This is a genomic window from Acidovorax sp. LjRoot204 (genome assembly GCF_056175785.1).
The window spans coordinates 48,432-71,925 of record NZ_JBGFFF010000006.1 but is presented as its reverse complement, the minus strand read 5'-3'; the positions used below and the strand labels follow the sequence as shown (position 1 = coordinate 71,925).

The window sequence follows — 23,494 nt, the reverse complement described above, 5'->3', positions numbered from 1 at the left end:
CCACTTACTATCAAAACAGGAGCTGATAGCGCAATATCCACTAGCGCTTGAAGCGGATTTGACATGAAAAATACCGCCACAGACCCTGCAGCAGCCGCTACCGCACCGTCCGCGCCCGTCCCACAGCCGCCCCTGCTGCTGGAGCGCCACGGCGCCGTCGCCACGCTGCGCTTCAACCGGCCCGAGGCACTCAACGCCATCGACGTGCCCATGGCCAATGCCTTCCTCGCCGCCGTGCAGTCCATCGCTGCCGACCCCGGTGTGCGGGCCGTGGTGCTGCGTGGCAACGGCCGGGGCTTCATGGCCGGGGGCGACCTGGCCACGCTGCGCGCGGACCCGGTGCAGGGCGCCATCGACATCCTCACGCCGCTCAATGCCGCCCTTCAGTTGCTGGCGCAGATGAACGCGCCGGTCATCGCGCAGGTGCACGGCGCGGCCGCCGGTGCGGGCTTGAGCCTGGTGCTGATGGCCGACTACGTGATCGCCGCAGAAGGCACACGTTTCAACCTGGCCTACATCAACCTCGGCACCAGCTGCGACGTGGGTGCATCGTGGGCGCTGCCGCGCATCGTGGGCGTGCGCCAAGCGCTGGAGATTGCGTTACTGGGCGAGGCCTTCACAGCCGACGATGCGCTGCGCCTGGGCCTCGTCAACCGCGTGGTGCGCGGCGCCGAGCTGGACAGTGCCACCACCGCCCTCGCCCAGCGCCTAGCCAGCGGCCCCACGCTGGCCTACGGCGCCATGAAGCGCCTGATGCGCGCGTCGATGGACCACACGCTGCCCGAGCAACTGGCCGCTGAAAAGGACGCCTTTGTGCACTGCGCGGGCACCGAGGACTTCCGCGCGGGGGTGGAGGCGTTTCACCAGCGCCAGAGCCCGCAGTTTGTGGGGCGGTAACGCAAGCGCAACTGCATCGCCGGCAGCCTCTTCCTTGTCTTCAAGCAGAGCCCTTACACTCCCGCCAAAACGGAGGGAGAGAGGGTATGAAGCCATCACGCCAACAAGGCAAGCTGCTGTTCAAAATCGCGGGCGTTCTCGCCGGGGTCGTGTTCGTTGCTTTTGGAATGCAGGAGCGGTCCGAGCTTTCCAGAACGCTCAAGCTCGGCAAACACGCCGTGGTCGAGCCCATCACGCAGTACACGGAGTTCAAGAAAAGCGGTTCTTCCACCTACACCGCCGAGTTCCACTACAAGACCGACAGCGGCCAGCAGATGGTGGTGAAGCACAGTTTCCCGGAAGAGATCCTGGCCGAATTCAAGGCCCATCGCCCGGTCGAAATCGCCTACATGCCCAACGACCCCAGCAGCTTTGTGTTTGTGAAGCAGCAATCCTCATGGACGCTGGTGGCGGTCGGCACCGCTTTGATGCTGGCAGCCCTGCTGCTGGCCTGATCGACGGTTCGACCTTCCGCACCGTGCGCCCTTGTGCCAGGCGCGGGGCTGGGTGAACGCCTGAACCCACAGCATTGGACTGAATCGCGGAACAGTGAGTTGAGCCGCCAGCCATTGATGGCGAACCCATCGGCCCTTAGAGTGAGGCCATGGCGACGACAACCTACGCGGCTCCACGCACTCTCTTGCCCCTGTGGTGCAACATCGGGCCGGATACCCCCGCAACAAAGCCATGATCACCGTCCGCCCCTCCTCCGAACGGGGCCGGTCCTCCACCGGCTGGCTACACAGCGCCCACAGCTTTTCGTTTGGCGACTACTTCGACCTGCGCCACCAGGGCCATGGCAATCTGCTGGTGCTCAACGACGACACTGTGGCGCCCGGCAAAGGCTTTGGCACGCATGGGCACCGCGACATGGAGATCGTGAGCTATGTCCTCGACGGCGCCCTGGCCCACCAGGACAACCTGCACGAACGCACCGGCCAACAACCTGGGGCCCCAGCGGCCTCGGGGGCGCCAGGGGCTGATTCGGTGGCGGCTCCCACCGGCATCCTGCACCCGGGCGACGTACAGCGCATGAGCGCAGGCTGGGGCGTGCGCCACAGCGAATTCAATGCGCTGCCCGACCAGCCCACCCATTTCCTGCAGATCTGGATCAAGCCCCTGTTCACAGGTATCCGCCCCAGCTACGAACAAAAACACTTCCCGTCCGCAGACCGCCGGGGCCGCCTGGTGCGCATTGCCTCGCGCCGGGGAGAGGACGGCTCGGTGAGCATGAACGCCGACGCCTCCATCTGGGCAGGCTTGCTGGATGGCAGCGAAACCGCCACCCAAGTGCTGAACCCCGAACGCCTGGCCTACGTGCACGTGGCGCGAGGGGCGGTGCAGGTCAACGGCATCGCGCTGTCTGGTGGCGATGGCGCCTTGCTGGACGGCGAAAACACACTGACCCTGCACGAGGGCCACMACGCCGAGGTGCTGGTGTTTGACCTGGCGCGGCGTTAAGACACCTGACGCCCCACCCCAGCGCGCGGAACTGCCCCCATGACCCCCGACAAAGCCTTCCTCCACCTGCCCGAGCTGCAAGGCCGGCTGACCCCTGCCCATGCCTCGGGCCTGCGCCTCACCGACGAGGTGCTGGCCGAGTGGGACGCCCAGGCGCGCTGCCAGGGCCTGCCCGCCCACTGGCGCCTGCCGGACCACGAGGTCGAGCAATCCCGCCGCGAGGTGCTTTCCACCATCACCGCCGAGCAGCAGGATCTGTGGGTGTTTGCCTATGGCTCGCTGATGTGGAACCCAGGCTTTCACTTTGGCGAAGTGCGCCGCGCCTGCCTGCCCGGCTTCGCACGCCGCTTTGCCCTGAGCACCACCATCGGCCGGGGCACCCCTGATTGCCCGGGCCTGGTGCTGACCTTGCAGCGCACGGGCGACGAAGACCCACAGGGCTGCGAGGGCCTGGCATTCCGCATCCCGGCGCCGCTGGTGGAGGACGAGTCCCGCCTGCTGTGGCGGCGCGAGATGATCACCGGCGCCTACTGCCCGCAACTGCTGCCCCTGCCAACGCCCCAGGGCGAAGTGCAGGCGCTGGTGCTGGTCGCCAACACGGCCCATACCCATTACCGGGCCAATCTGTCGCTGCAGGCCACGGCCGCGACCATTGCCACCGCCTGCGGGCGTATCGGCAGCAACCGGGACTACCTGGAGCAGCTGGTGCAGCAGTGTGGGGTGCTGGGCATTGAAGACGCCTATGTGCGTGAGCTGGCGGCGTTGGTGGATGCCGCCTGCGGCCACAGCCGCTGAAGCCACAATGGACCGGCGGGCCACGGTGTCAGAACGGCGCCGATTCCGGGTCGGTATCGACGGGCACTTCGCGCGGACCAGTCACCACCCCACCCCCAGCCACCTTACGCGCCGGGGCAGAGGGTGCTGCTGCAGGCATCGGTGGCCGTGATGGCACAGCAGCTTCAGCCCTGTCGCTGGCCACTGCCTGCGCTGCGCTCGCCACACCACTCTCTGTCTCGCCCCCCAGCGCATCGATCAGGTCCGGAATCAGCTTGACCAGCTCGCCCGTGGCAATCGCCACGTCAGTGTCAAAGCCGCCATCGTCTACCTTGGTGCCTTCAAACACCGTGTCCAGGAACGACACTTTCTTGATCTGCAGGCCTTCGGTGAGCATGAAGCTCACGCGGTCGTCCCAGGTGAGGGCGAGCTTGGTGGGCAACTTGCCAGCGTCGATGTGGGCCTGCACCTCCTCGATGTCCAGTGGGTGGCGGGCGTAGCGCACCACGGCTTTTTCCTCGTTGGCGCTTTTGAGTTCGCACTCGCGGTCCACCGTGAAGCCCACGGGTGGCTCTTGCTCCTTGAGCCAGTGGGCCATGGCGGCCTGGGGGCTGGTCTGGGTGTCGAGCAGCGACACCGACAGGCCGGGCAGCGATTCGACCAGCAGGGTCACCACTTCATCGGCGCGGCCCTGGCTGGACGTGTCCAGCACCAAGAGTCGCGAGGCCGTGTCGATCCAGATCCACATCGAGCCTTGCTTGGTGAAGGCCATGGGCAACAGGTCGAGCTTGGCCTCGTCTTTGAGCTCCTTGCTTTCCTTCTTGCCAGGCTTGCGGCCGGTTTCCTTTTCGATGCGTTCGGCCTTTTCCTTGACCTTGCGCGCCAGCACGCTGCCGGGCAGCACCTTGGTCTCGACCATGAAGCGCAGGATCCACTGCCCACCCACCGATTCGACCAGCGGGCCATGCAATTCACCCCGGGGCGGCACCCAGCCCAGCGACTTCTCCTGCGTGGCGCCACATTCCTGGAAAGGGGCCTTGGCCAGCGCTTCTTCCACTTGCGTCAACTCGACCTGCCATTGCGGAGCAATGCGGTACACGATCATGTTCTTGAACACGGAAAACCTTTGGTTGGGGTCGCTGGGAACAACGACACGGACACGGAACCCGCCATTGTCGGCGGTCGCCACCCCGGCGCCGGGCCGCCGGGGCACGGACAGCCCTTGGGAGACTGAAAACGCTACACAATCAATAGCAAATAAGGCAGATCACACTATCGCATTACCAGCTAATTACTCAAAATTCTCCTGGGGGCTGCTTTGCAAGCGTTCGCCGCAACTTTACACAGCCTCACCCAACGCGCACGGTGGCGATACGTGGGCGGCGGACACTGGACTCCAATCGCTGAAACGGTCGTTGCAGCGAGCTCACCACCGCGAAAGGACTTTCACCATGGCCTCCCGTTTCTCTCACCCCCTCTCTCACCGTATTGCCGCCACTGCCCTGCTCGCCGCCATGGCTTTGCCTGTGCTGGCCCAGCAACCCCCTTCAGCGCCCGCAGCACCCACCGCCCCCGCCAAGGCTGCTGAAGGCCGCCATGAACGCCACCACGGCGACATGGCACAGCGCCATGCCAAGCGCCTGGCAGACCTGAAAGCCCAGCTCAAGTTGACCCCTGCCCAAGAATCGGCCTGGAMCACCTTCACCACCGCCATGCAGCCCGGCGAACGCCCCGCCCGCCTGGACCGCCAGGACATGGACAAGCTGACCACGCCGGAACGTATCGACCGCATGCGCGCAATGCGTGCCCAGCATGCCGCCGAAGCCGACCGCCGTGGCGAGGCCACCAAGGCCTTCTATGCCACGCTGACGCCCGAGCAGCAAAAGACCTTTGATGCCCAGGCCCACCGCGGCCGCCCCATGGGTGGCATGCGGGGTGGTGAGGGCCGCCACGGGCATGGCGACCACCATGGCGGCATGCGCGGGGGTGAAGGCCGTCCGGGCCCTGCCCCCACGCCTGCGCCCGCCAAGTAAGGCGTTGCTATGAACTGGGGCGACAGGCGCTGAAGCCTGTCGTCACAAAGGGACTGTTTCAAGCCCTTCCGCAATTCCCCACCCTGCCAACCCGGCGTTCTACAAAGAACGCCGGGTTTTTTCTTGGACGGTCACGCCCCGGAGGGTGCCGTACAAGGCCATGAGACGAGCCAGGGAACGCAACTCTACGCCGCTGTGGATAACCCTGGGCACATTTTTGGCACAACCGGGCAGTTATCCACACAAAACGCCGCCGCCCAAAAGTTGTTGTCGGCGAGCCCCGCACTTTGCGCGCGCCGCCCCACATACTTTGCAGCGACGCAAGTGCGCGTCAACGTTGAAGAAAAAGCGCTTGTCCACACAAACAGGCGTTCTCTACTACTATTGCTATTTATATATAAAGCCTTTAAAGAATAACCAGAACCCCCAATCCGGGTACCTGTCCACCGCCGGTGACCGGCCCATCGGCCGACTGGACAACCTGACAGACAGGCGATTGATGCCGGAATGGGGAAGTACCGGCTCGGCACGGCGGTCCTGTCCGGTGGATCGCTCACACCCTTGAGAGGCTGCAAAAGAAGTGGCTGGGGGGGCCGATGCCTTTCACGCCGCACCAGCGGATGCAATGCTTCCGCCACCTAGGGCACCCCATCCAGCTTCAGCCAGAGGGGATGCCCCTGTTCCACCGGCTTGGCCCGAACCCTTGCAGCCAAGGAGAAGGAGCATGGTTTCCCTCATTTGCTATTAATAGATGAGCACTCAGGGTATGAAGCTGTAGCGCTCCCCTTCGTTTTGGGCCCATTTCCTGCCGCCGATGCGCGCGGTGCGTAAAACTGGGGATAGTTTTGGCACAACCGGGTGCTTATCCACAGAAAACTGCGTTGCATCGCTTTTGTCCCCGCTCGGCCGACAACGGGAGCAGGGCGGGGCGCACAGGGTTGGCAGCGGGCTAAGTGCGCGCCAGCGCTGGCAAAAATGCAGTTGTCCACACGCCAGGCCGCCCTCTACTACTACTACTACGACTATGTATTTATAAAAGACATAAGAAGAAGACAGAGGACAACTGGGGCCACGCAAACGGCAGGGGTGGATGAAAGCCGCACCCACATGCCGGGCGTACCTGGGCAGCCCAGGATGAAAGATGCGATTTGGAACCGCCCAGAAGGCCGTAGAGGGCCTTGGTGGCACGAGCAGACCCGGGGGGCAGAAACGGATCCACAGGCCGCTCACGGGCCTCCTGAGGCCCTCAGAAGGGAGTTAGGGTGGGATGGGACTAAGGGGTGGACAAGGGCCGGGAACACCCGGCGGGCCCCACTTATGCCTGCGAGGTGCGCAGGAAGCTGTCCAGAACGTCCACCGACAGCGCCTTGCTGAACAGGTAGCCCTGGTAGAGCTGGCAGCCGGCGCGGGCCAGCAGCGCGCATTGCTCGGGCGTTTCCACGCCTTCAGCGATCACTTCCAGCCCCAGGCTGCGCGACAGGCCGATGATGGTGTCCACAATGGCGGCGTCGTTGGGGTCGGTCAGAAGGTCGCGCACAAAACTCTGGTCGATCTTGAGCTGGTCGAGCGGCATCCGCTTCAGGTAGCTCAGGCTGGAGTAACCCGTACCAAAGTCATCCAGCGAGAAGCCCACCCCGTACGACCGCAGCGCGGTCATGGTGGCGATGGTGGTCTCCATGTCTTCCACCAGCAGGCTTTCGGTCAGCTCCAGCTTGAGCTGGGCCGAGGGCGCGCCGGTGATGGCGAGCACGCGGGCCACGTCGTCCACAAAACTGGCATGGCGGAACTGGCGCGAACTCACGTTGACGGCCATGGTCAGGTGCGACAGGGCTGGGTCGCTCTGCCAGCTGGCCAGCAGCTTGCACGCGGTGTGCAGCACCCAGCGGCCCAGCGGCAGGATGAGGCCGGTTTCTTCAGCGAGCGGGATGAACTGCGCGGGCGACACCATGCCGCGCTGCGGGTGGGCCCAGCGCACCAGCGCCTCCACCCCCACACAGCGGCCCGACTGATGGATTTGCGGCTGAAAGTGCAGCAGGAACTCTTCCTGCATCAGCGCCGAGCGCAGGTCGGTTTCCAGACCCGCGCGCGCCGTGACCACGGCCTGCATGTCGGGGTCAAAAAAGCGCAGCGTGTTGCGGCCAGCCGTCTTGGCCTGGTACATGGCCAGGTCGGCCTGTTTGAGCAGCTCGCCCACCGTGGTGTGTTCGCCGGTGAAGGGCGCAATGCCGATGCTGGGCGTGCTGCGGTACTGGTAGCCCTGCAGCGCATAGGGCACGGCCAGCATGGCCAGGATCTTTTCACCCACGCCCCGGGCGTGTAGCGCCAGCTCGTGCGGCTTGGGGCTGAGTTCTTCCAGCATGACCACAAATTCGTCACCCCCCAGCCGGGCCACCGTGTCCACGCTGCGCACGCAGGTGTTCAGGCGCTGCGCCACCTGTTGCAGCAGCAGGTCGCCCTGGTCGTGGCCCAGGGTGTCGTTCAGGGTCTTGAAGTTGTCGAGGTCGATGAACAGCAGCGCCCCGCCCTGCTGGCGCCGCTGCGCGGTGGCCAGGGCCTGGTGCATGCGGTCCATGAGCAGCATGCGGTTGGGCAGGCCGGTGAGCGCATCGTAGAACGCCAGGCGCTGGATCTCGCGCTCGCTGGCCTTGCGCTGGCGGATATCGGTGTTGATGGCCAGGATGGACTGTGGCTGGCCGTCATCGCCACGTACCAGCGTCCAGCGGCCTTCCACCTCGATGGTGCTGCCATCGCGGTGGCACTGCACGATCTCGCCGGTCCACTCGCCCTGCTCCAGCACCGTCTGCGTGGCGTGCCGGAAGTGCGTGGGGTCTTCGTAGAGCAGCGTCTCGATGGACTGCCCCAGTGCCTGCAGCTGCGACCAGCCGTACAGGCGCTCTGCGCTCTTGTTCCAGAAGATGATGCGGTGGTCCAGGTCCCGCACCAGGATGGCGTCCTGGGCCTTGTCCAGCAGCGAGGCCTGRTGGCGGATGCGGATATCGGCCAGCTGCCGCTCGATCTCGGCCGACGCACGCGAGGCAAAGATCTGCAGCGTGGAGGTGATGAAGTCCGTGTCGGCAATCGCGTGGCGGAACAGAACGAAGACGATGCCCACCACCTCGCCGTCGGCATTGCACAGCTGCTGGCCCACATAGGCCTGGGCACCCACCGCGCGCAGAACGGGGGCTTCGGGGTACAGCTGCTGCACCTTGTCGGTCACCACATGGGTGCGCTGCGACATCAGCAACAGGCTGGGCGTGCCGGTCAGGCTGTATTCGTCGTTGGGCAGCATCTGGCCGTCGAGCACGGCGGCCAGCGTGACCACCCGGGGCGCCTGGTCTTGCGAATGCGGCAGCAGCCGCACCACGCAGCCGCCCTGGGCATCCAGCGCATCGGCCATGTTGCGCACCAGCTGCACAAAAAATTCGGTGCCGGTGCTGGCCGACACGGCCGCCGCCACCTTGAGCACCGAGGCCTGCAGCCGCTGCTGTGCCTTGTGCGCGCGCAGGCTGGTGATGCCGATGGCCAGGTCGTTGGACAGCTCCTGCAGCAGCGCGGCTTCTTCGGGGCTGATCTGCAACACGTCGGGTGCATACAGGTACAACAGGCCAAAACTGCGGTCCTGCGCGTGGTCGCGCGCATGCTCGCGCAGCGGCAGGCAGATCACCCCGTGAAAGCCATGCTCCAGCATGCGCTCGGTCCAGTCGGCAAAGTCGCCCTCGGTGCGGATGTCCTGCACGATCACCGGCTGGCCGGTGCGCACCGCAATGCCCGCCGGGCCCCGGCCGTAGGGGTCGTCGGCCGACCAGCTCAGCTGCAGGTTTTCCAGATAGTTCTGGTTGTAGCCCGCATGGGCCACCGGGCGGATGGATTTGCGCTCGTCGTCCAGCGCAAACCCCACCCAGCCCATGCGGTAGCCACCGATGTCCACCGCAATCTGGCAGATGGCCTGCAGCAGTGCGGCCTCGGACGTGGCGCGCACCAGGGTTTCGTTGCATGCGCTCAGCAGGCGCTGGGCACGGCCCATGCGCGCCAGCTCGCGCTCGGTGCGCAGGCGTTCGGTCACGTCGGTGGCCAGCACCTGGCGGGCCGGGCGCCCGTTGAAGCTGATGCTGCCTGCCGTGATCTCCACATCCATGAAGCTGCCATCCTTCTTGATGTGGCGGCTGATGACCGGCGCGTTGCGCTGTTCCATCGGAACGGCGCGGATGTTGGCCTCGACATTGGGGCGCCGGTCGGCGGGCCACAGGTCCAGCATCGACATGGACAGCAGCTCGGACTCGGTGTAGCCATAGTGGCGTTCCATCGACCGGTTCACGGCCTGCAGCTGTAGGGTTTCACGGTCGTACACCCACATGGGGTGCGGGTGCTCGTCAAACAGCATGCGGTATTGCTGCTCGGACGCATGCAGCTGCCCCGCCACATGCCGCAACTGCACCATGGCGCCCAGCGACTCGGTCAGGATCTCCAGGTGCGCCACATCGCGGCGTGAAAACGCATTGACCTTGTCCGATGTGACCTTGAGCGACCCGACGATGGCGTCGCCACTGCGCAGCGGCACCGCCATGACCGACCGCACGCCGTGGCGGTGGGGCATTGAAGCCATGTCCCAACCCTCTGCCTCGGTGTCGTTGCACACCACGGTCTGGCCCTTGCTGAGCGCGGGCCAGAGCAGGCTCTGGTCCACTGGCAGCAGGTTGCCCACCGGGCGCACGTGGTCACCGGCCGAGGCTTGCGCCACCAGCTGGCGGCCTTGCAGCAGCTCCACCATGGCGCCGCGCGCTTCGGTCTGGCGCAGCACGGTGCTGGCCACCAACTGCAGCACCTCGGGCAGCGGCATGTCCAGCGACGAAATGCGCTGCTGCACCTGCAGCAGCTCGGCATGGTTCTGTGCGTCGCGCTGGGCGTCCAGGTCGGCCAGCTTTTGTGCGCTGATGTCCGTCATGCCGCCCACCATGCGCACGGCCTTGCCCTGCAGGTCGCGGATCAGGAAGCCCCGGTCCAGCACCCAGGCATAGCTGCCGTCCTGGCGGCGAAAGCGGTATTCGTCCGACCAGTGGTTGGCCGTGCCGTCAATGGCGGCATGGATGCCTTCGAGCACTTCTTCGCTGTCATCGGGGTGCAGTCGTAAGGTCCACGAGGTGCTGTCGGGCGGCAACTGGTCGAGTGGCACACCGAACAGGGTCTGCATGCCTTCGTTCCACCACATGGCATCGGTGTGCAGGTTCCAGTCCCACACCGCGTCGGCCGTGGCGCGCGAGACCAGATGAAAGCGCTCTTCGCTCTCACGGCGGGCCTGCCGGGCCTGGTGCTGGGCCGAGATGTCCTGAAACGCCCCCTGTATCCGCACGATGCGGCCCTCGGCGTCGCGCACCGCCTGCCCGGTGGTGCGCACCCAGAAGTGCCGACCCGCCAGTGTGACAAGTTCGGCCTCCAGGTCAAACGGTGTGCCTTGGCGGATGCAGCTCTCAAACGCTGCCAACATGGCCTGCCGGTGCGGGGGCAGGTACAGCTCCATGATCTGTTCCACCGAGCCCATGCGTCCCGCAATGCCGAAGGCGGCGGCGATCTCCTGCGACCAGTTCAGCTGCAGGCTGGGCAGCTCCACGATCCACCCGCCAATGCGGGCCATCTGCCCGGCCACGCGCAGGGTCTCGCTCTGGGCCAGCAGTTCGGCATGCATCTTGTCGCGCTGCTGCACCAGGTCGGCCAGCACCTGCTTTTGGCGGCGCAGCTCCAGCTGCACCATGGCCTGCTCGGCCAGTATGCGCAGGCCCTCCAGCTGCTCAGCCTCGATGTGCCGGGGTATGGAGTCCAGCACTGCCAGCGTGCCCAGCGCCTGCCCCTCGGGGGTGACCAGCGGCACACAGGCGTAAAAGCGCACATGGGGGTCCTGCGTGACCAGCGGGTTGTGGGAAAAAACCGGGTGCTTGTGCGTGTCGTTGACCACCATGGGCTCACGGCTGCCGCTCAGTGCATGCGCGCAGAACGCAATCGCGCGCTCGGTCTCCTTGAACGGTACACCGACTGCGGCCTTGAACCACTGCCGGTCGCTGTCCACGAAGTTGACCACCGCCATGGGGCACTGGCATACACGCGCAGCCAGCGTGGCCAACTGGTCAAAGCTGTCTTCCGCCGGGGTATCGAGGATTGCGTAAGACTGCAGTGCCTGGAGCCGGGCGGCCTCTGCGGTGGCTTGCGCTGGTGGCATGGTCAGTCCACCGTGGCGCCGCTGCGCACGCAGCTGCCCAGCCTGGTCGGTGCGACCAAGCCATGGGTGGCGGGGCGGAGTAGCGTCGGCAAGGCAATCGGGCAGTAGAGGGAGCGTGCAATGCGGCCGCACCGCGCGCTCAGGTTCACAGCGCCACAAGCACTGTGGCAAAGAGTGTGAATGCTACACCGCACAGTCCTCGCTGGCGACGTGCGCCCATGGGGGTTTGTCCCAAAAAACACAGTGTTTTGACCTCGGGCAGTCACCCAGGCAACCTTCGCGTAGCACGAGGCTTGCTAACGTGGCCCCATGCAGATTTCCGAACTCGCGCAACAGGCCTCGGTGTCCGTCCACGCGCTGCGCCACTACGAGCGGCTGGGGCTCATCCACCCCGACCGCCGGGCCAACGGCTACCGCGACTATCCGGCCCGCATGCGGCGCGAGGTGGTATTCATCGCCATGTCCCGCCAGCTGGGCTTCAGCCTGCCGCAGATTGCCCTTCGCCTGGATGAATACCGCGCTGGCACCCTCGGCATTGACGACATGGTGCAGGCCTTGCAGGCGCGTGTGGACGCGATCGACCAGCAGATCGCTGCGCTGCAGTCCCAAAAATCCATCGTGCAGGCGCACCAGGCCTGGTTGCGTGGCCAGTTGCTCACGAAGCAGCGATCAAAAACCCAGGGTCGGCCAACACACTCGGGCGCAGCCACTGCATCTACCAAGCCCTGGCCGCGTGTGCGTGCCCCGTCGGCCCGCAAACCCTAGACCCCTCGCAGCACCCAAACACCCCATCCCCAGGAGACCCCCATCATGACAGCCCCACTCACACCTGCGTCCCGCGATGCTTTGTCCAGCGCACCCCGCAGCACCATGGAAACCCTGCAGGCCGTGGTGCTGGCCATGCCAATGGCCCGCACGCTGGGGCTGCGCTTTGTCCATGCCGAGCCCGGCCGGGTGGAGGTGGAGATACCGGTGAGCGAGGCCTTCAGCTTTCGCCCGGGCCAGTTGCAGGCCACGGCCGTGTTTGCGGTGGCCGACTTTGCGGCGGTGGCGGCAGCAGGCAGCGTGTTGCCACCCGGCTGGACTAACGCCACGGTGGACACCACCTTGAAAATTGTGGCCCCTGCCCAGGGCGAGTGCCTGCGGGCGCGGGGCCGCGTGGTGGATGCCGGGCGCCTGCTCACCGTCTGTGCCGCCGACGTGTGGGCAGTGGATGCCGCCGGCCAGCAGCGGCTGTGCGCTACGCTGCTGGCCACGGCGCGCAACATCGACATGGGGGCCACGAGGCCGCCCCAGGGCTGATAGCGCAGCCTGACGCCAGGCGTGCCAGCCGAGTACAAGGTGCGTCGGATGCGTCAGGCCTTCTGGCGCCGCGCCCGCACTGCTGCTGCCAGTCCTTCAAGGACCGGCACAGTTTGCGCCATGCTGATGCAGGCATCCGTCACCGACACGCCATGCGCCAACGGCTGGCCGGGCACGATGTCCTGGCGGCCTTCCTGCAGGTGGCTCTCGATCATCAGGCCGGTGATGCGTGTGTCGCCTGCGGCAATCTGCTGCGCCACTTCTGCCGCCACGGTGATCTGGCGCTGGTGCTGCTTGCTGCTGTTGGCGTGGCTCACGTCAATCATCACCTGCTCGCGCAGGCCGGCGGCCTTGAGCACGGCGCAGGTCGCATCCACATCGGCGGCGCTGTAGTTGGGCTGCTTGCCGCCGCGCAGGATCACGTGGCAGTCTTGGTTGCCGCGCGTTTCAAAGATCGCGGCCTGGCCCATCTTGGTCATGCCCATGAAGGCGTGCGCGGCGCTGGCCGCCAGAATGGCGTCGCTCGCCACCTTCACGCCACCATCGGTGCCGTTCTTGAAACCCACGGGGCACGACAGGCCGCTGGCCAGCTGCCGGTGACTCTGGCTCTCGGTCGTGCGCGCGCCGATGGCGCCCCAGCTCACCAGGTCGCTGATGAACTGCGGCGAGAGCAGGTCCAGGAACTCGGTGCCCACGGGCAGGCCCAGTGCCAGCACGTCCAGCAGCAGCTGGCGGGCCAGCTCCAGCCCCTCGTTGATGGCAAAGCTGCCGTCCAGATGCGGGTCGTTGATGTAGCCCTTCCAGCCCACAGTGGTGCGCGGCTTTTCAAAGTACACCCGCATCACGATGAGCAGATCGTCCTGCAGTGCATCGGCCTGTGCTTTCAGCTGGCGCGCATAGTCCATGGCCTGGCCATGGTCGTGGATGGAGCAAGGCCCCACCACCACGATCAGCCGGTCGTCCTGCCCATGCAGGATGCGCGAAATGGCAGCGCGGCTGGATTCGACCAGGGTCAGCGCCGCATCGGGCGTGGGCAGCCATTCCTGCAGCAGCGCCGGTGTGATCAGCGGGCGCACGGCCTTGATGCGCGTGTCATCAATGCGGGTGGTGTCGTGGGTGGAGATGGGGGTGGCGGAGCGGTGTGCGTGGGTCATGGTGGCCCCGATTGTCGCGGAGCCCGGTCACAGGCCGAATCGAGGCACGTTGCTAGTTACCGGCGCGGCCCTCGCGCGAGACGCAGAGCAAGGGCCGCCCCGCAGCGAGTGGGAAGGCGCGCAGCGCCTCAGGGGGAGCCTCTACGGCCTGCGGAACGCCGCATTCTGCCGCGCCCAGTGGCGCGACTGCAGGTGGTCCAGCCGCACCGTGCCGCCGGTGGACGGCGCATGCACGAACCGCCCTTCGCCCACATAGATGCCCGCGTGGCTGGGCTGGCGGCCCGTGCCGAACACCACCAGGTCGCCGGCACGCAGCTCGCTGCCGTCGATGGGATAGCCCCAGGTGTTGAGCTGGGCCACCGTGCGCGGCGGCGGTGTGCCCACCTGGTTGCGGTACACGTAGCCGATCAGGCCGCTGCAATCAAAGCCCGAGTCCGGGGTGTTGCCGCCGTAGCGATACGGCGTGCCCACCAGGCCCAGCGCGTGGATGGCGATGTCGTGTGCCTGTTCCGGCGTGAGCGGCGGCGCCGTGCGTGTGGAAGCCTGCGGTGGCGACGAGGGGGACGGAGGCCGCGATGTACTGCAACCGGCCAGCACCAGCAGGGCGGCGGTGCAGGCGGCAAGGCTCAGGCTGTGAAAGGCGCGCATGGGCCCGAGGTTACTGGACTTGCACGGCTCCCTGCACTTTACCCAGGCTCCCCAAGGTCTTTGCGCGCCAAGCCTTGCGCAGGCCGCTGGCAGTGCCTGAGAAAACCCCCTGTCGATCCCCGTCAGAACGGGGTATTCCCTGCGGCCTGTTTGTACGCCATGCTGGATGCATCGCTGGCGCGCCGCATCGGAATGAATGCAACCCCGCGGGTCTCCACCCTGGGACCCGTTGCCAAAAACCCCATGCGCTCATAGAAGCCCCGGGCATGGGGTGTCGCGTTGACTGTGATGCCCGGTGCAGGGCCGGTAGCGATATGGGACAGGGCGTGTTGCCACAGTTGCTGCCCGTAGCCAAGTCCCTGGAAAGCCTCGGCCACAAACAGATGGAACAGGTGGCTGTCCTCCCGCACCACCACGACGCCCGCCAAGGTGTTGTTGCGTGTCCACCCCACCCAGGTCTTGAACGATGGACTCTGCAGCCGTAGCGCCACCGCCTCCGGCTGCAGGGTCTGTAAAAACACCTCCGCACCTCGCCCGTCTTTGTCCAGCGTGAAGAAGTGCGCCACCGACAACGCAAGCGCGCTGATGGCGGGCGCATCCCGGGTCGATGCGGTAAGAATTTCCATGCGGGTTTCGGTCACACGGCCAGGGACGTTGCTTCCGGATGCAACGCAGGCCGCCGCGCCATCAACCGGTTGGCCACGCTCACAATCGCTTGCACCGAGGCAGTCACGATGTTGTGGCTGGCGCCTGCCCCAAAGGTGGAACCTGCCACGCCGTCCATGGCTGCTTCCACAATGGCCATCGCCTGCGCGTTGGCGCCCGTGCCGGTGGCGCGTTCCTCGTAGTGGTCCACCCGCAGTGGCAGACCGAGCGCGTCCACCGTAGCTGCAATCGGCCCGTTGCCCTGGCCGCGCAGGGTCTGGCGCGTGCCGTCGATGGTCACGTCCAGCTCGATGCCCTGGCCGTCTTCATCGATGCGGTGGCTGTGGCAGGTGATGGCGGCTTGTACTGTGGCGTGTACGGGCGCCTGCAGGTAAGTGGCCTGGAACAGGCTCCACAACGCGTCGCCCGTCATCTCGCTTTCGCTCGCGTCCGTCTGGCGCTGCACCACGGCGCTGAACTCCACCTGCATGCGGCGCGGCATCACCACGCCATGTTCACGTTCGAGCAAGAACGCGATGCCGCCCTTGCCCGACTGGCTGTTCACCCGGATCACGCTGTCATACGTGCGGCCGAGGTCGGCCGGGTCGATGGGCAGGTAGGGCACTTCCCACAAGGCGTTCGGGTCTTGCGCAGCAAAACCCTTCTTGATCGCGTCCTGGTGCGAGCCCGAGAACGCGGTGAACACCAGGTCGCCCGCATACGGGTGGCGTGGATGCACGGGCAGCGAGGTGCATTCTTCGGCAATGCGCGCGACCGAGGTGATGTCCGAGAAGTCAAGGTTCGGGTGCACGCCCTGCGTGTACATGTTGAGCGCCAAGGTCACGATGTCCACGTTGCCGCAGCGCTCACCGTTGCCAAAGAGGCAGCCTTCCACACGGTCGGCACCGGCCATCATTGCAAGTTCTGCCGCCGCCACGCCCGTGCCCCGGTCGTTGTGCGGGTGCACCGACAAGACGATGTGCTCGCGTGGCGACAAGTGGCGGTCCATCCACTCGATCTGGTCCGCAAATACGTTGGGGGTGGCGTTTTCCACCGTGGTGGGCAGGTTGATGATGATGGGGCGGCCGGGGCCTGCGCCCCAGGTGGCGATGGCGGTCTGACAAGCCTTGAGCGACACGCTGAGTTCGGTGGCGCTGAAGGTCTCGGGTGAGTACTGCAGGGTCCACTGCGTTTCGGGCTGGGCGTCGGTGAGCTGCTTGAGGTAGCCCACATGGTGCGCGATGAGCTGCATCACCTGCGTCACGTTCATGCCAAACACGATGCGGCGCCACGCGGGCGCGGTGGCGTTGTACAAGTGGACGATGGCGCGGGGTGCGCCTTTCACGGCCTCCACGGTGCGTGCGATCAGGTCCTCGCGCGACTGGGTCATCACCATGATGGTCACGTCGTCGGGGATGAGGTTTTCGTCGATAAGGCGGCGCACAAAGTCGAAATCGATTTGCGACGCGGCGGGAAAGCCGACTTCGATCTCCTTGAAGCCGATACGCACCAGCTCGTGAAAGAGCTTCATCTTGCGCTCGCCATTCATCGGCTCGAACAAGGCCTGGTTGCCATCGCGCAGGTCGGTGGAGAGCCACACGGGCGCCTGGGTGATGCTGCGGTTGGGCCATTGGCGGTCGGCGAGCGCAATGGGGGCGATGGGTTGGTATTTGGTGGCGGGCTTGGCAATCATGAGAGGCTCCACGAACGGTTTGTGCGGTGTGCCAATCAGGCACGGTGCACGGGTCAATCGGAATCGAAAGAAATCAAAACGAATGACATCCCCTGCAGCCCTTTGCGTGTGCAAAGGCTGGTTCGCGGGCCGGGGTCAGGGGGAGATCAGGTGTTGCGCAAAACGGCAACGGTGGCGAACGCAGGCAGACCCCGGCCAGGCACTAGGCCTAGCGATAGGGTGGATAGGAGCATGCTGCGTTGCATAGGGAACCAAAGATAGCACAGCGATGCTGCGGTGCGCAACCATTTGCATGAAATCTGCCTATGGCGCTGGTTGTATATGCCCAATTAGCTATTAAATATATAGCAAATGAGGCTGGTAGCATGACGCCCTTGAATGCCTCCAGCTCTGCCACTGCCCATGGCGGCTGGCACGATTGGCCCCGATTCAGGAGATACCATGCCTTACCTGTTGCTCATCATGGAACCCCACGGCCAGCGCGCCGAGCGGGGCCTGGCCGGTGGCCAGGAGGCCTATGCCCGCATGCAGCGTTTTGGTGCTGGTCTGCAGGCCCGCGGCCTGTTGCGCGCCAGCGAGTCGCTGGCCTCGACCGAGCAGGCGGTGCGGCTGCAGGTGCGCGAAGGGCAGACCCGCCTGACCGATGGGCCGTTTGCCGAGACCAAGGAAATGGTGGGCGGCTTCTTTCTGATCGACTGCGCCACGCGCGACGAGGCCGTTGCCATTGCCCGCGAATGCCCGGCCGCCGAGTGGGCCACCATGGAGGTGCGCGAACTGGCACCCTGCTACCACGGCGCGGTGGATTGAATCAAGCCGAAGCGCCTGCCTGCAGCGCCAGGAACTGCGGCGCTGGCATGGGGCGTGCAAACACATAGCCCTGCAGCACATCGCAGCCTTGCCGCACCAGGTAGTCGGCCTGCTCCTGGGTTTCCACGCCCTCGGCGGTCACCTGCAGCCCCAGGCCGTGCGCCAGCGCCACAATGGCGGTGACGATGGCACGGCTGTGCTCCTGCCCCGGCAGGTCTTTGACAAAGCTGCGGTCGATCTTCAGGCGCCGCATGGGCAACTGGCGCAGATATGCCAGTGACGAGTAGCCGGTGCCAAAGTCATCGATGGCCAGGTGAATGCCCAGCTGGCTCAACCGGTGCAGCGTGTGGGCGCCGGCCTCCATGTTTTCCATCAGCACGGTTTCGGTCAGCTCGATTTCCAGCAGGTGCGCGGGCAGGCCCTCTTCGCGCAGGATGTCCATCACGCGTTCCAGAAACTGTGGGTCACCCAGCTGCCGCGCCGAGATGTTCACGGCCACGCGCAGGGGCGGGCCCCCTTTCCACTGCGCGGCGTCGCGGCAGGCAGTGCGCATCACCCAGTAGCCCAGCGGGGCAATGAGTCCGCAGTCCTCGGCCACCGACACGGCCTCGAGCGGCGACACGGAGCCCAGCTCCGCATGCGTCCACCGCAGCAAGGCCTCGGCGCCGACCAGGGCCCGGTCGCTGGCGGCAAACAGGGGCTGGTAGTGCAGCGCCAAACCGGTGCCCTGCTCCAGCTCGGCACGCAGAGCCTGTTCAATGGCCTGGCGCCGCACCACGGCCAGGTTCATCGACGCATCAAACCGCACGCAGCGGTTCTTGCCCATCTCCTTGGCGCGGTACATGGCGGTGTCGGCGTTGCTCACCAGCGCGTCCATGTCCATCGCATCGTCGGGAAACGTGGCAATGCCTGCGCTGCAGGTCACGTTGACCTGCTGGCCGACCTCGGTGTAAGCAGCCTGGAAGACGCTGACGATGCGCTGCGCGTATTTCTCCAGCGCCGCGTCATCCATGTCCAACCGCAGGATCAGCGCAAACTCGTCGCCCCCCAGGCGCGAGATGGTGTCGGTGCTGCGCACCACGGATTGCAGGCGCCGGGCCACCTGGCGCAACAGGCCGTCCCCCGCCGCATGGCCGAAGGTGTCGTTGAGTGTCTTGAAGTTGTCCAGGTCGATGTACACCAGTGCCACCCGGTAGCCCGCACTGCGTGCGCCCTGCAGCTCGGCGGCCAGCCGCTCGTTGAACGCGTGCCGGTTGCCCGTGCCGGTGACGGCGTCGGTGTGGGCCAGCGCGTGCAAGCGGTTCTCGGCCTCGCGCACAGCAGCGCGGCTGCGCAGCACCATGGCGGTGGCCATGGCCATCACGCAAATGGCGATCAACAAGGCGGTGCCAAATCGGATGCCCAGCCGCATGTACACCGCTGCCATCGACTTGCGGATGTACAGCGTGCCCCAGCTGGTGCCAGACGCCTCGACGGGCCGGGCGATCTCCAGCATGCGCCAGCCTGCGCGCTCTGCGGCGCCGTCCAGTCCCGTGGCACGCAGCGTGGTGGGAAAGTCCGGGTCGCGGTCGCGCGCGTAATGCGCAAACAGCACGCCATCCTTGTCGTACACCGTGGCGCTGATCACCATGGACGATGACCGCAGCGCGCCCAGCATTTCGTTGGCGGTGCTGGTGTCGCGGAACACCACGGCCGCAGAGATGTTGTCGGCCACGATGGCGGCTTCCACCCGGCTGTCTTGCAGCATGGACGCGCGGGTGCTCCAATAGTCCACGCCGGTGAGCGCCAGCACCACGGTCAGCAGCGCCAGGCCTGCGGCCAGGATGCCCGTGACCACCAGGCGCGATGAAAGCAGGGCATGTGTCGCCGGGCTTGCGGGCGCTGCGGTGTCGGCTTCAGCGGGGCGTGTTTTCACCGGCCTCCCTTGGCCAGCCGCAGCAGCCGTGAGCTGATGATGAGGCCAGCCTTGCTGGCGGCGTCGGGGCTGATGCCGAACACCACGCGCCCTTCCTGCTGGGCCAGGGCGATGACGATTTCTGGATTCACAAAGGTGATTTCATCCGACACGGTGAGGATGCCGTGGGACGGCGGCAGGGTACGCAGCAGTCGCAGAACAGGCTCCACTTCGGCGTTGTGGATGATGAGCACGCGGCAGCCACGAATCGCCGGCAGATCCAGCAACCGCACGCGCACGGTGCGGCCCTTGGTGGCCTGTTTGCCATCGAGCGCAGTCAGGGCGCGCTTGAGCGGGCTGAAGGCAGACACGCACACCGTGACCTCATTGCCGGGCGCGCCATCGCTGTCGGGCCAGTYGATGAACTGGATGAAGTTGAAGATGTAGGCGGCCTTGAGGTCCAGGTCTGCCACGGGCTCGTTGGCACTGGCTGCACTGGTGCCCACGCCACACACCGTCCACAGGCAGATCGCCAGCAGCGTGCGCAATCGCAGGGAATAGGCCATGGCTCAGAACGCGTACGTCAGCTTGATGCGGTAGGTACGCCCGTCCTGCCGGATCGCATCTTCGCGCACCTCGAACGAAGCGGGGTCTGCGTAGCGGCGGTTGAACAGGTTGTACACCCCCAGCGATACATCCACATCCGCGATGCGCGTGGAATAGGTCAGATGGGTCAGCACATGCCCGGGCAGGCGGGCGTTGAGCACGGTGTTGCGCGGGCCGATGCCGATGGCTTCGATGGCGTAGCGGCCCGGGTTCCAACCCCAGTGCGCAGGCGTGTGCAATACGTCGGACCACTGGAGCTTGAGCAGGTGCCGGGGCGAGTTGGTCAGCGCGCCGTCCGTTGACGGGTCCCGCGCCTTTTGCCACCCATAGGCCACGCGCAGGCGCCGCCCGCCCGCCCAGCGTTGTTCGGCCTCGGCTTCCAGGCCATGCACTTTGACGGTGCGGGTGTTGTTGAAGGTGAGCCGGTCCGAGTGGCCCAGGCTGTCCAGCGAGATCAGGTCGCTCACCCCCGACCGGAACGCCGTCAACAGCAGGCGCGTGGCCCCGGTCGGGGCATGCTCCACGGCCAGTTCGGTGGTGCGTACACGCTCGGACCGGATGCTGGTGGTGTCCACCACGCCGCCAGGCAGGTTCACGCGGTAGTCGCGTTCATAGGCATTGGCCGGACGGTAGGCCGTGCCGTGCAGCAGCTTGACAGCGGTGGCCGCGTCCCACCAGTACACCAGCCCCAGGCGGGGGTGCAAGGCGCCCGCGCTGCCCGACTGCTGCCCCCAGCGCAGGCCGGTGTGCAGCGTGAGGTCGGGGCGCAGTGCAAACTCATCCTGCACATAGACGCCCAGCACATTGCCGTTGCGGCGTGTGTCAAGGTACTGCGCGGGCGGGTCCAGGTCGTCATTGCGCTGCGCGATGCGGGTGTCGCGCCGGTAGTCCAGCCCCCACGACAGCTTGTGCCGCGCCAAGGCCGTGCTCACCCATTGCCATTCGGTGCCCCACCACTGGCCGGTGCCGACGTCGCGGTTCACCGTCACGGGCGGGTAGTCGTACACGTAGTCGCCCACGTACTGGTAGCGCCCGGCGTGCAGGCGCGCAGTGAAGGCCAGCGTCGGCTGCCATTGCGCGGTGTATTCGGCGGCCACGCGCGTGCTGGTGTCGATGTACCGCGAGCGCGGGTCGTTGAAAACCTGCGAGAACGCTGCGGTCGGGATGCCCTTGGTGCGCTCGCCGTGGGCCAGGGTCAGCGTCAGCCCATCGCGTCGCATGCGGGCGAACAGCTGGGTGCTGCGGTCATAGTCCAGGCCGTGCGCCACGCCCTGGTGGCTGGCGGGCGCATCGAACGCGGGGTAGTACTGGTCGGCCCCGCGTGCGGTGGAGCGCGTTGCCGCGATCAGCCAGTCGCTTCCCTGCGCATCGACGGCGCCTACGGAAAACCGCAGCTTGGCGTAGCCATGGCTGCCGGCCTCGGTGCTCACCTGGGGTCCGCCCAGCTGGCGACCATCGCGGGTGATGACATTGACCACGCCAAAAAACGCATTGGCCCCATACACCGCCGACCCGGGGCCAGGCACAAATTCCACCCGTTCCACCAGGTCCAGGTCGATGGGAAAGTCCGTGCCGATGCTCGCCTGGTCGTAGAGGTTGTCGTTGAAGCGCACGCCATTGACCAGCAGCAGCACCCGCGTGTTGTAGTCGCCCGGCGTGGCAAAACCCCGTGTGCCCAGATAGTGGTAGCTGCGGTCGTAGGACACATACAGCCCGCGCATGCTGGCCAGCACATCGGCCAGCGTGCGGTAGCCAAACAGCTGGATGTCATCGGCGGTCACCACGCTCACGGCCGCCGGGGCCTCCAGGGCCGTCTGTGCATACCGGCTGGCCGTGGTGACCTGCATCTGCATGAGCTGCTCCAGCGGCAGGTCGGCCATGGCGGCGATGTCGGACTGCGCGTGGGCTGCCGCCATGCCAGCGCACAGCCCCAATACCACCCATGGGCGGTGTGGCCGCTGTCGATAGGTCGATCCTCGTTTCATGGCAAAGGCACGGCGTGTGGCTGGCGGTTGTCCCCCCGTGGGGACTTCGCTGGCGGGCGGGCGGGAGGATGCGGGGCGAAGTCTCAGGATCGATGAATCAGTCTTTACAAATTGTATCGACCAGGGGTTGCAAAACCCAGTGCGGGCGCTCAGTAGTCTCCCTATGGCGGCCCCTCACCCGCCCCGCGCGCCAACCGGCCAGGATAGGTGTTAACCCTGGTTCCGCCCGGGCTTGCACATCCAGATGTCGATTTCGGGCGCTCCCATTCGTCGTCACTGTGAAGCACCTAGCAAGGACCGTCGGCGCTTCCGCATTTTTTATTACCTTGAGGAGAACCCCATGCGCTTCATGATCATCATCCAGGCCACCGCCGAATCCGAACAGGGCTGCCAGCCGACCGCAGCCCTGATGACCGCGATGGCCCGCTACCACGAAGAACTCGCGCGGGCCGGCGTGCTGCTGGACGCCAGTGGCCTGCAGCCCTCCGCCAAGGGCTGGCGCGTGGGCTACGCCGCCAGTGGCACCCGCACCGTCACCGACGGCCCGTTCACCGAGACCAAAGAGCTGATCGCTGGCTACACACTCATCCAGGTACGCAGCCGCGACGAGGCGCTGGAATGGACCCGCCGCTTTCCCAATCCACGCGGCGAGGGCCTGGATGCCGAGATCGAAGTGCGCCAGCTCTATGAGATGGAGGACTTTGCCGGGGTGGATGGCGTTGAGCAGTTCCGCGACCTCGAAGCCCTGCGCGGCTGATGCCCAGCGTGAAGGACAACATCCCCATGATCAAGACCATCGCCCTCGTGCTGCTGGCGGCCCTGGCGCTGCTGCTGGCGTTTGCCGCCACCCGCCCCGACACCTTCCGCGTGGAGCGCAGCCGCGTGATTGCGGCACCGCCCGAGCGGGTGTACGGGCTCATCCACGACCTGCGCCAGTTCAACACCTGGAACCCGTATGAACGCAAAGACCCGGCCATCCAGGGCCAGTACAGCGCCGCCACCAGCGGCCCCGGCGCCCGCTACGCCTGGCAGAGCGAGAAGGTGGGCGTGGGCAGCATGGAGATCGTCGAGGCCACCGCGCCCCGCCGCGTGGGCATGAAGCTCGACTTTGTGAAGCCCTTTGAAGCGCACAACCAGGTGGAATTCACCCTGCAGCCCGAAGGCACAGAGGCCACCCGCGTCACCTGGGCCATGCAGGGCCCCGTGCCCTACCTGGCCAAGATCGCCCACCTGGTGTTCAACATGGACCGCATGGTGGGGCAGGACTTTGAGGATGGCCTGGCCAACCTGCAGGCCGTGGCGCAAAAGCCCGCAACGTGAATGCCGTCCACCGCCCCTCGACCTTTGC

At 66.0% G+C, this 23,494-nt stretch carries 19 protein-coding genes; 10 read left to right on the top strand and 9 right to left on the bottom strand.

The features are described 5' to 3' along the window. Positions 1-63 precede the first annotated feature (63 nt). The 4 genes from AC04MI_RS02635 (at position 64) to AC04MI_RS02620 (ending at position 3,192) form a co-directional block, all read left to right on the top strand. On the top strand, positions 64-897 hold the full coding sequence (locus tag AC04MI_RS02635) for an enoyl-CoA hydratase/isomerase family protein (protein ID WP_235509281.1): 834 nt from the start codon (positions 64-66) through the stop codon (positions 895-897). A gap of 86 nt (positions 898-983) precedes the next feature. Beyond that, positions 984-1,391, top strand: coding sequence for a hypothetical protein (locus AC04MI_RS02630; protein WP_056056921.1), 408 nt, complete (start codon positions 984-986; stop codon positions 1,389-1,391). Positions 1,392-1,623: 232 nt separating this feature from the next. Then, a complete protein-coding gene (locus tag AC04MI_RS02625) occupies positions 1,624-2,397 on the top strand; it encodes a pirin family protein (protein WP_476496985.1) in 774 nt (257 codons plus the stop codon). A gap of 39 nt (positions 2,398-2,436) precedes the next feature. After that, entirely contained in the window at positions 2,437-3,192 is a 756-nt protein-coding gene (locus AC04MI_RS02620) for a gamma-glutamylcyclotransferase (protein WP_436074191.1), read from the top strand. Positions 3,193-3,220: 28 nt separating this feature from the next. Here AC04MI_RS02620 and AC04MI_RS02615 read toward each other — a convergent pair whose 3' ends face one another. After that, positions 3,221-4,288 (bottom strand): recombination-associated protein RdgC, encoded by a 1,068-nt coding sequence (locus AC04MI_RS02615; protein WP_436076648.1) that lies wholly within the window; start codon positions 4,286-4,288, stop codon positions 3,221-3,223. Between the two features lie 334 nt (positions 4,289-4,622). Here AC04MI_RS02615 and AC04MI_RS02610 point away from each other — a divergent pair, with 334 nt between their 5' ends. Beyond that, positions 4,623-5,204, top strand: coding sequence for a Spy/CpxP family protein refolding chaperone (locus AC04MI_RS02610; protein WP_476496984.1), 582 nt, complete (start codon positions 4,623-4,625; stop codon positions 5,202-5,204). Between the two features lie 1,315 nt (positions 5,205-6,519). Here the strand turns inward: AC04MI_RS02610 and AC04MI_RS02605 are convergent. Then, positions 6,520-11,412, bottom strand: a complete 4,893-nt coding sequence (locus AC04MI_RS02605) for an EAL domain-containing protein (RefSeq protein WP_436076650.1) — start codon at positions 11,410-11,412, stop codon at positions 6,520-6,522. A 309-nt stretch (positions 11,413-11,721) separates the two neighbouring features. Between AC04MI_RS02605 and AC04MI_RS02600 the strand changes: the two genes are divergently transcribed. Together AC04MI_RS02600 and AC04MI_RS02595 are read left to right on the top strand one after the other, a co-directional pair. Beyond that, on the top strand, positions 11,722-12,177 hold the full coding sequence (locus AC04MI_RS02600) for a MerR family DNA-binding transcriptional regulator (protein ID WP_436076651.1): 456 nt from the start codon (positions 11,722-11,724) through the stop codon (positions 12,175-12,177). Positions 12,178-12,282: 105 nt separating this feature from the next. Beyond that, on the top strand, positions 12,283-12,714 hold the full coding sequence (locus AC04MI_RS02595) for a PaaI family thioesterase (RefSeq protein WP_436076987.1): 432 nt from the start codon (positions 12,283-12,285) through the stop codon (positions 12,712-12,714). 53 nt (positions 12,715-12,767) lie between these two features. Here the strand turns inward: AC04MI_RS02595 and AC04MI_RS02590 are convergent, their stop codons facing one another. From AC04MI_RS02590 to leuA, 4 genes are all read right to left on the bottom strand, one after another. Next, positions 12,768-13,868 (bottom strand): 3-deoxy-7-phosphoheptulonate synthase, encoded by a 1,101-nt coding sequence (locus tag AC04MI_RS02590; RefSeq protein WP_395457308.1) that lies wholly within the window; start codon positions 13,866-13,868, stop codon positions 12,768-12,770. Positions 13,869-14,009: 141 nt separating this feature from the next. Beyond that, positions 14,010-14,516 (bottom strand): C40 family peptidase, encoded by a 507-nt coding sequence (locus AC04MI_RS02585; protein WP_056742526.1) that lies wholly within the window; start codon positions 14,514-14,516, stop codon positions 14,010-14,012. 122 nt (positions 14,517-14,638) lie between these two features. Continuing rightward, on the bottom strand, positions 14,639-15,142 hold the full coding sequence (locus AC04MI_RS02580) for a GNAT family N-acetyltransferase (RefSeq protein WP_436076652.1): 504 nt from the start codon (positions 15,140-15,142) through the stop codon (positions 14,639-14,641). 11 nt (positions 15,143-15,153) lie between these two features. Then, on the bottom strand, positions 15,154-16,854 hold the full coding sequence (gene leuA, locus AC04MI_RS02575; RefSeq protein WP_436076653.1) for a 2-isopropylmalate synthase: 1,701 nt from the start codon (positions 16,852-16,854) through the stop codon (positions 15,154-15,156). Between the two features lie 441 nt (positions 16,855-17,295). Here leuA and AC04MI_RS02570 point away from each other — a divergent pair, with 441 nt between their 5' ends. Further along, positions 17,296-17,661, top strand: a complete 366-nt coding sequence (locus tag AC04MI_RS02570; protein ID WP_146870434.1) for a YciI family protein — start codon at positions 17,296-17,298, stop codon at positions 17,659-17,661. A gap of 1 nt (position 17,662) precedes the next feature. Here AC04MI_RS02570 and AC04MI_RS02565 read toward each other — a convergent pair whose 3' ends face one another. Genes AC04MI_RS02565 through AC04MI_RS02555 form a run of 3 tightly spaced genes read right to left on the bottom strand, consistent with a single transcriptional unit; the run spans position 17,663 to position 22,077 of the window. Further along, a complete protein-coding gene (locus AC04MI_RS02565; RefSeq protein WP_146870436.1) occupies positions 17,663-19,576 on the bottom strand; it encodes a putative bifunctional diguanylate cyclase/phosphodiesterase in 1,914 nt (637 codons plus the stop codon). After that, a complete protein-coding gene (locus AC04MI_RS02560; protein WP_476496981.1) occupies positions 19,573-20,121 on the bottom strand; it encodes a YfiR family protein in 549 nt (182 codons plus the stop codon). The genes AC04MI_RS02565 and AC04MI_RS02560 overlap by 4 nt, the downstream gene beginning before the upstream one ends. Before the next feature lie 3 nt (positions 20,122-20,124). Then, positions 20,125-22,077, bottom strand: coding sequence for a TonB-dependent receptor plug domain-containing protein (locus AC04MI_RS02555; protein ID WP_436076655.1), 1,953 nt, complete (start codon positions 22,075-22,077; stop codon positions 20,125-20,127). A 409-nt stretch (positions 22,078-22,486) separates the two neighbouring features. On the opposite strand from AC04MI_RS02555, the gene AC04MI_RS02550 reads away from it, so the two are divergent. Next, positions 22,487-22,903, top strand: a complete 417-nt coding sequence (locus AC04MI_RS02550) for a YciI family protein (RefSeq protein WP_056056891.1) — start codon at positions 22,487-22,489, stop codon at positions 22,901-22,903. Positions 22,904-22,929: 26 nt separating this feature from the next. Next, positions 22,930-23,466 (top strand): SRPBCC family protein, encoded by a 537-nt coding sequence (locus tag AC04MI_RS02545; RefSeq protein ID WP_056743173.1) that lies wholly within the window; start codon positions 22,930-22,932, stop codon positions 23,464-23,466. Positions 23,467-23,494: the final 28 nt, after the last annotated feature.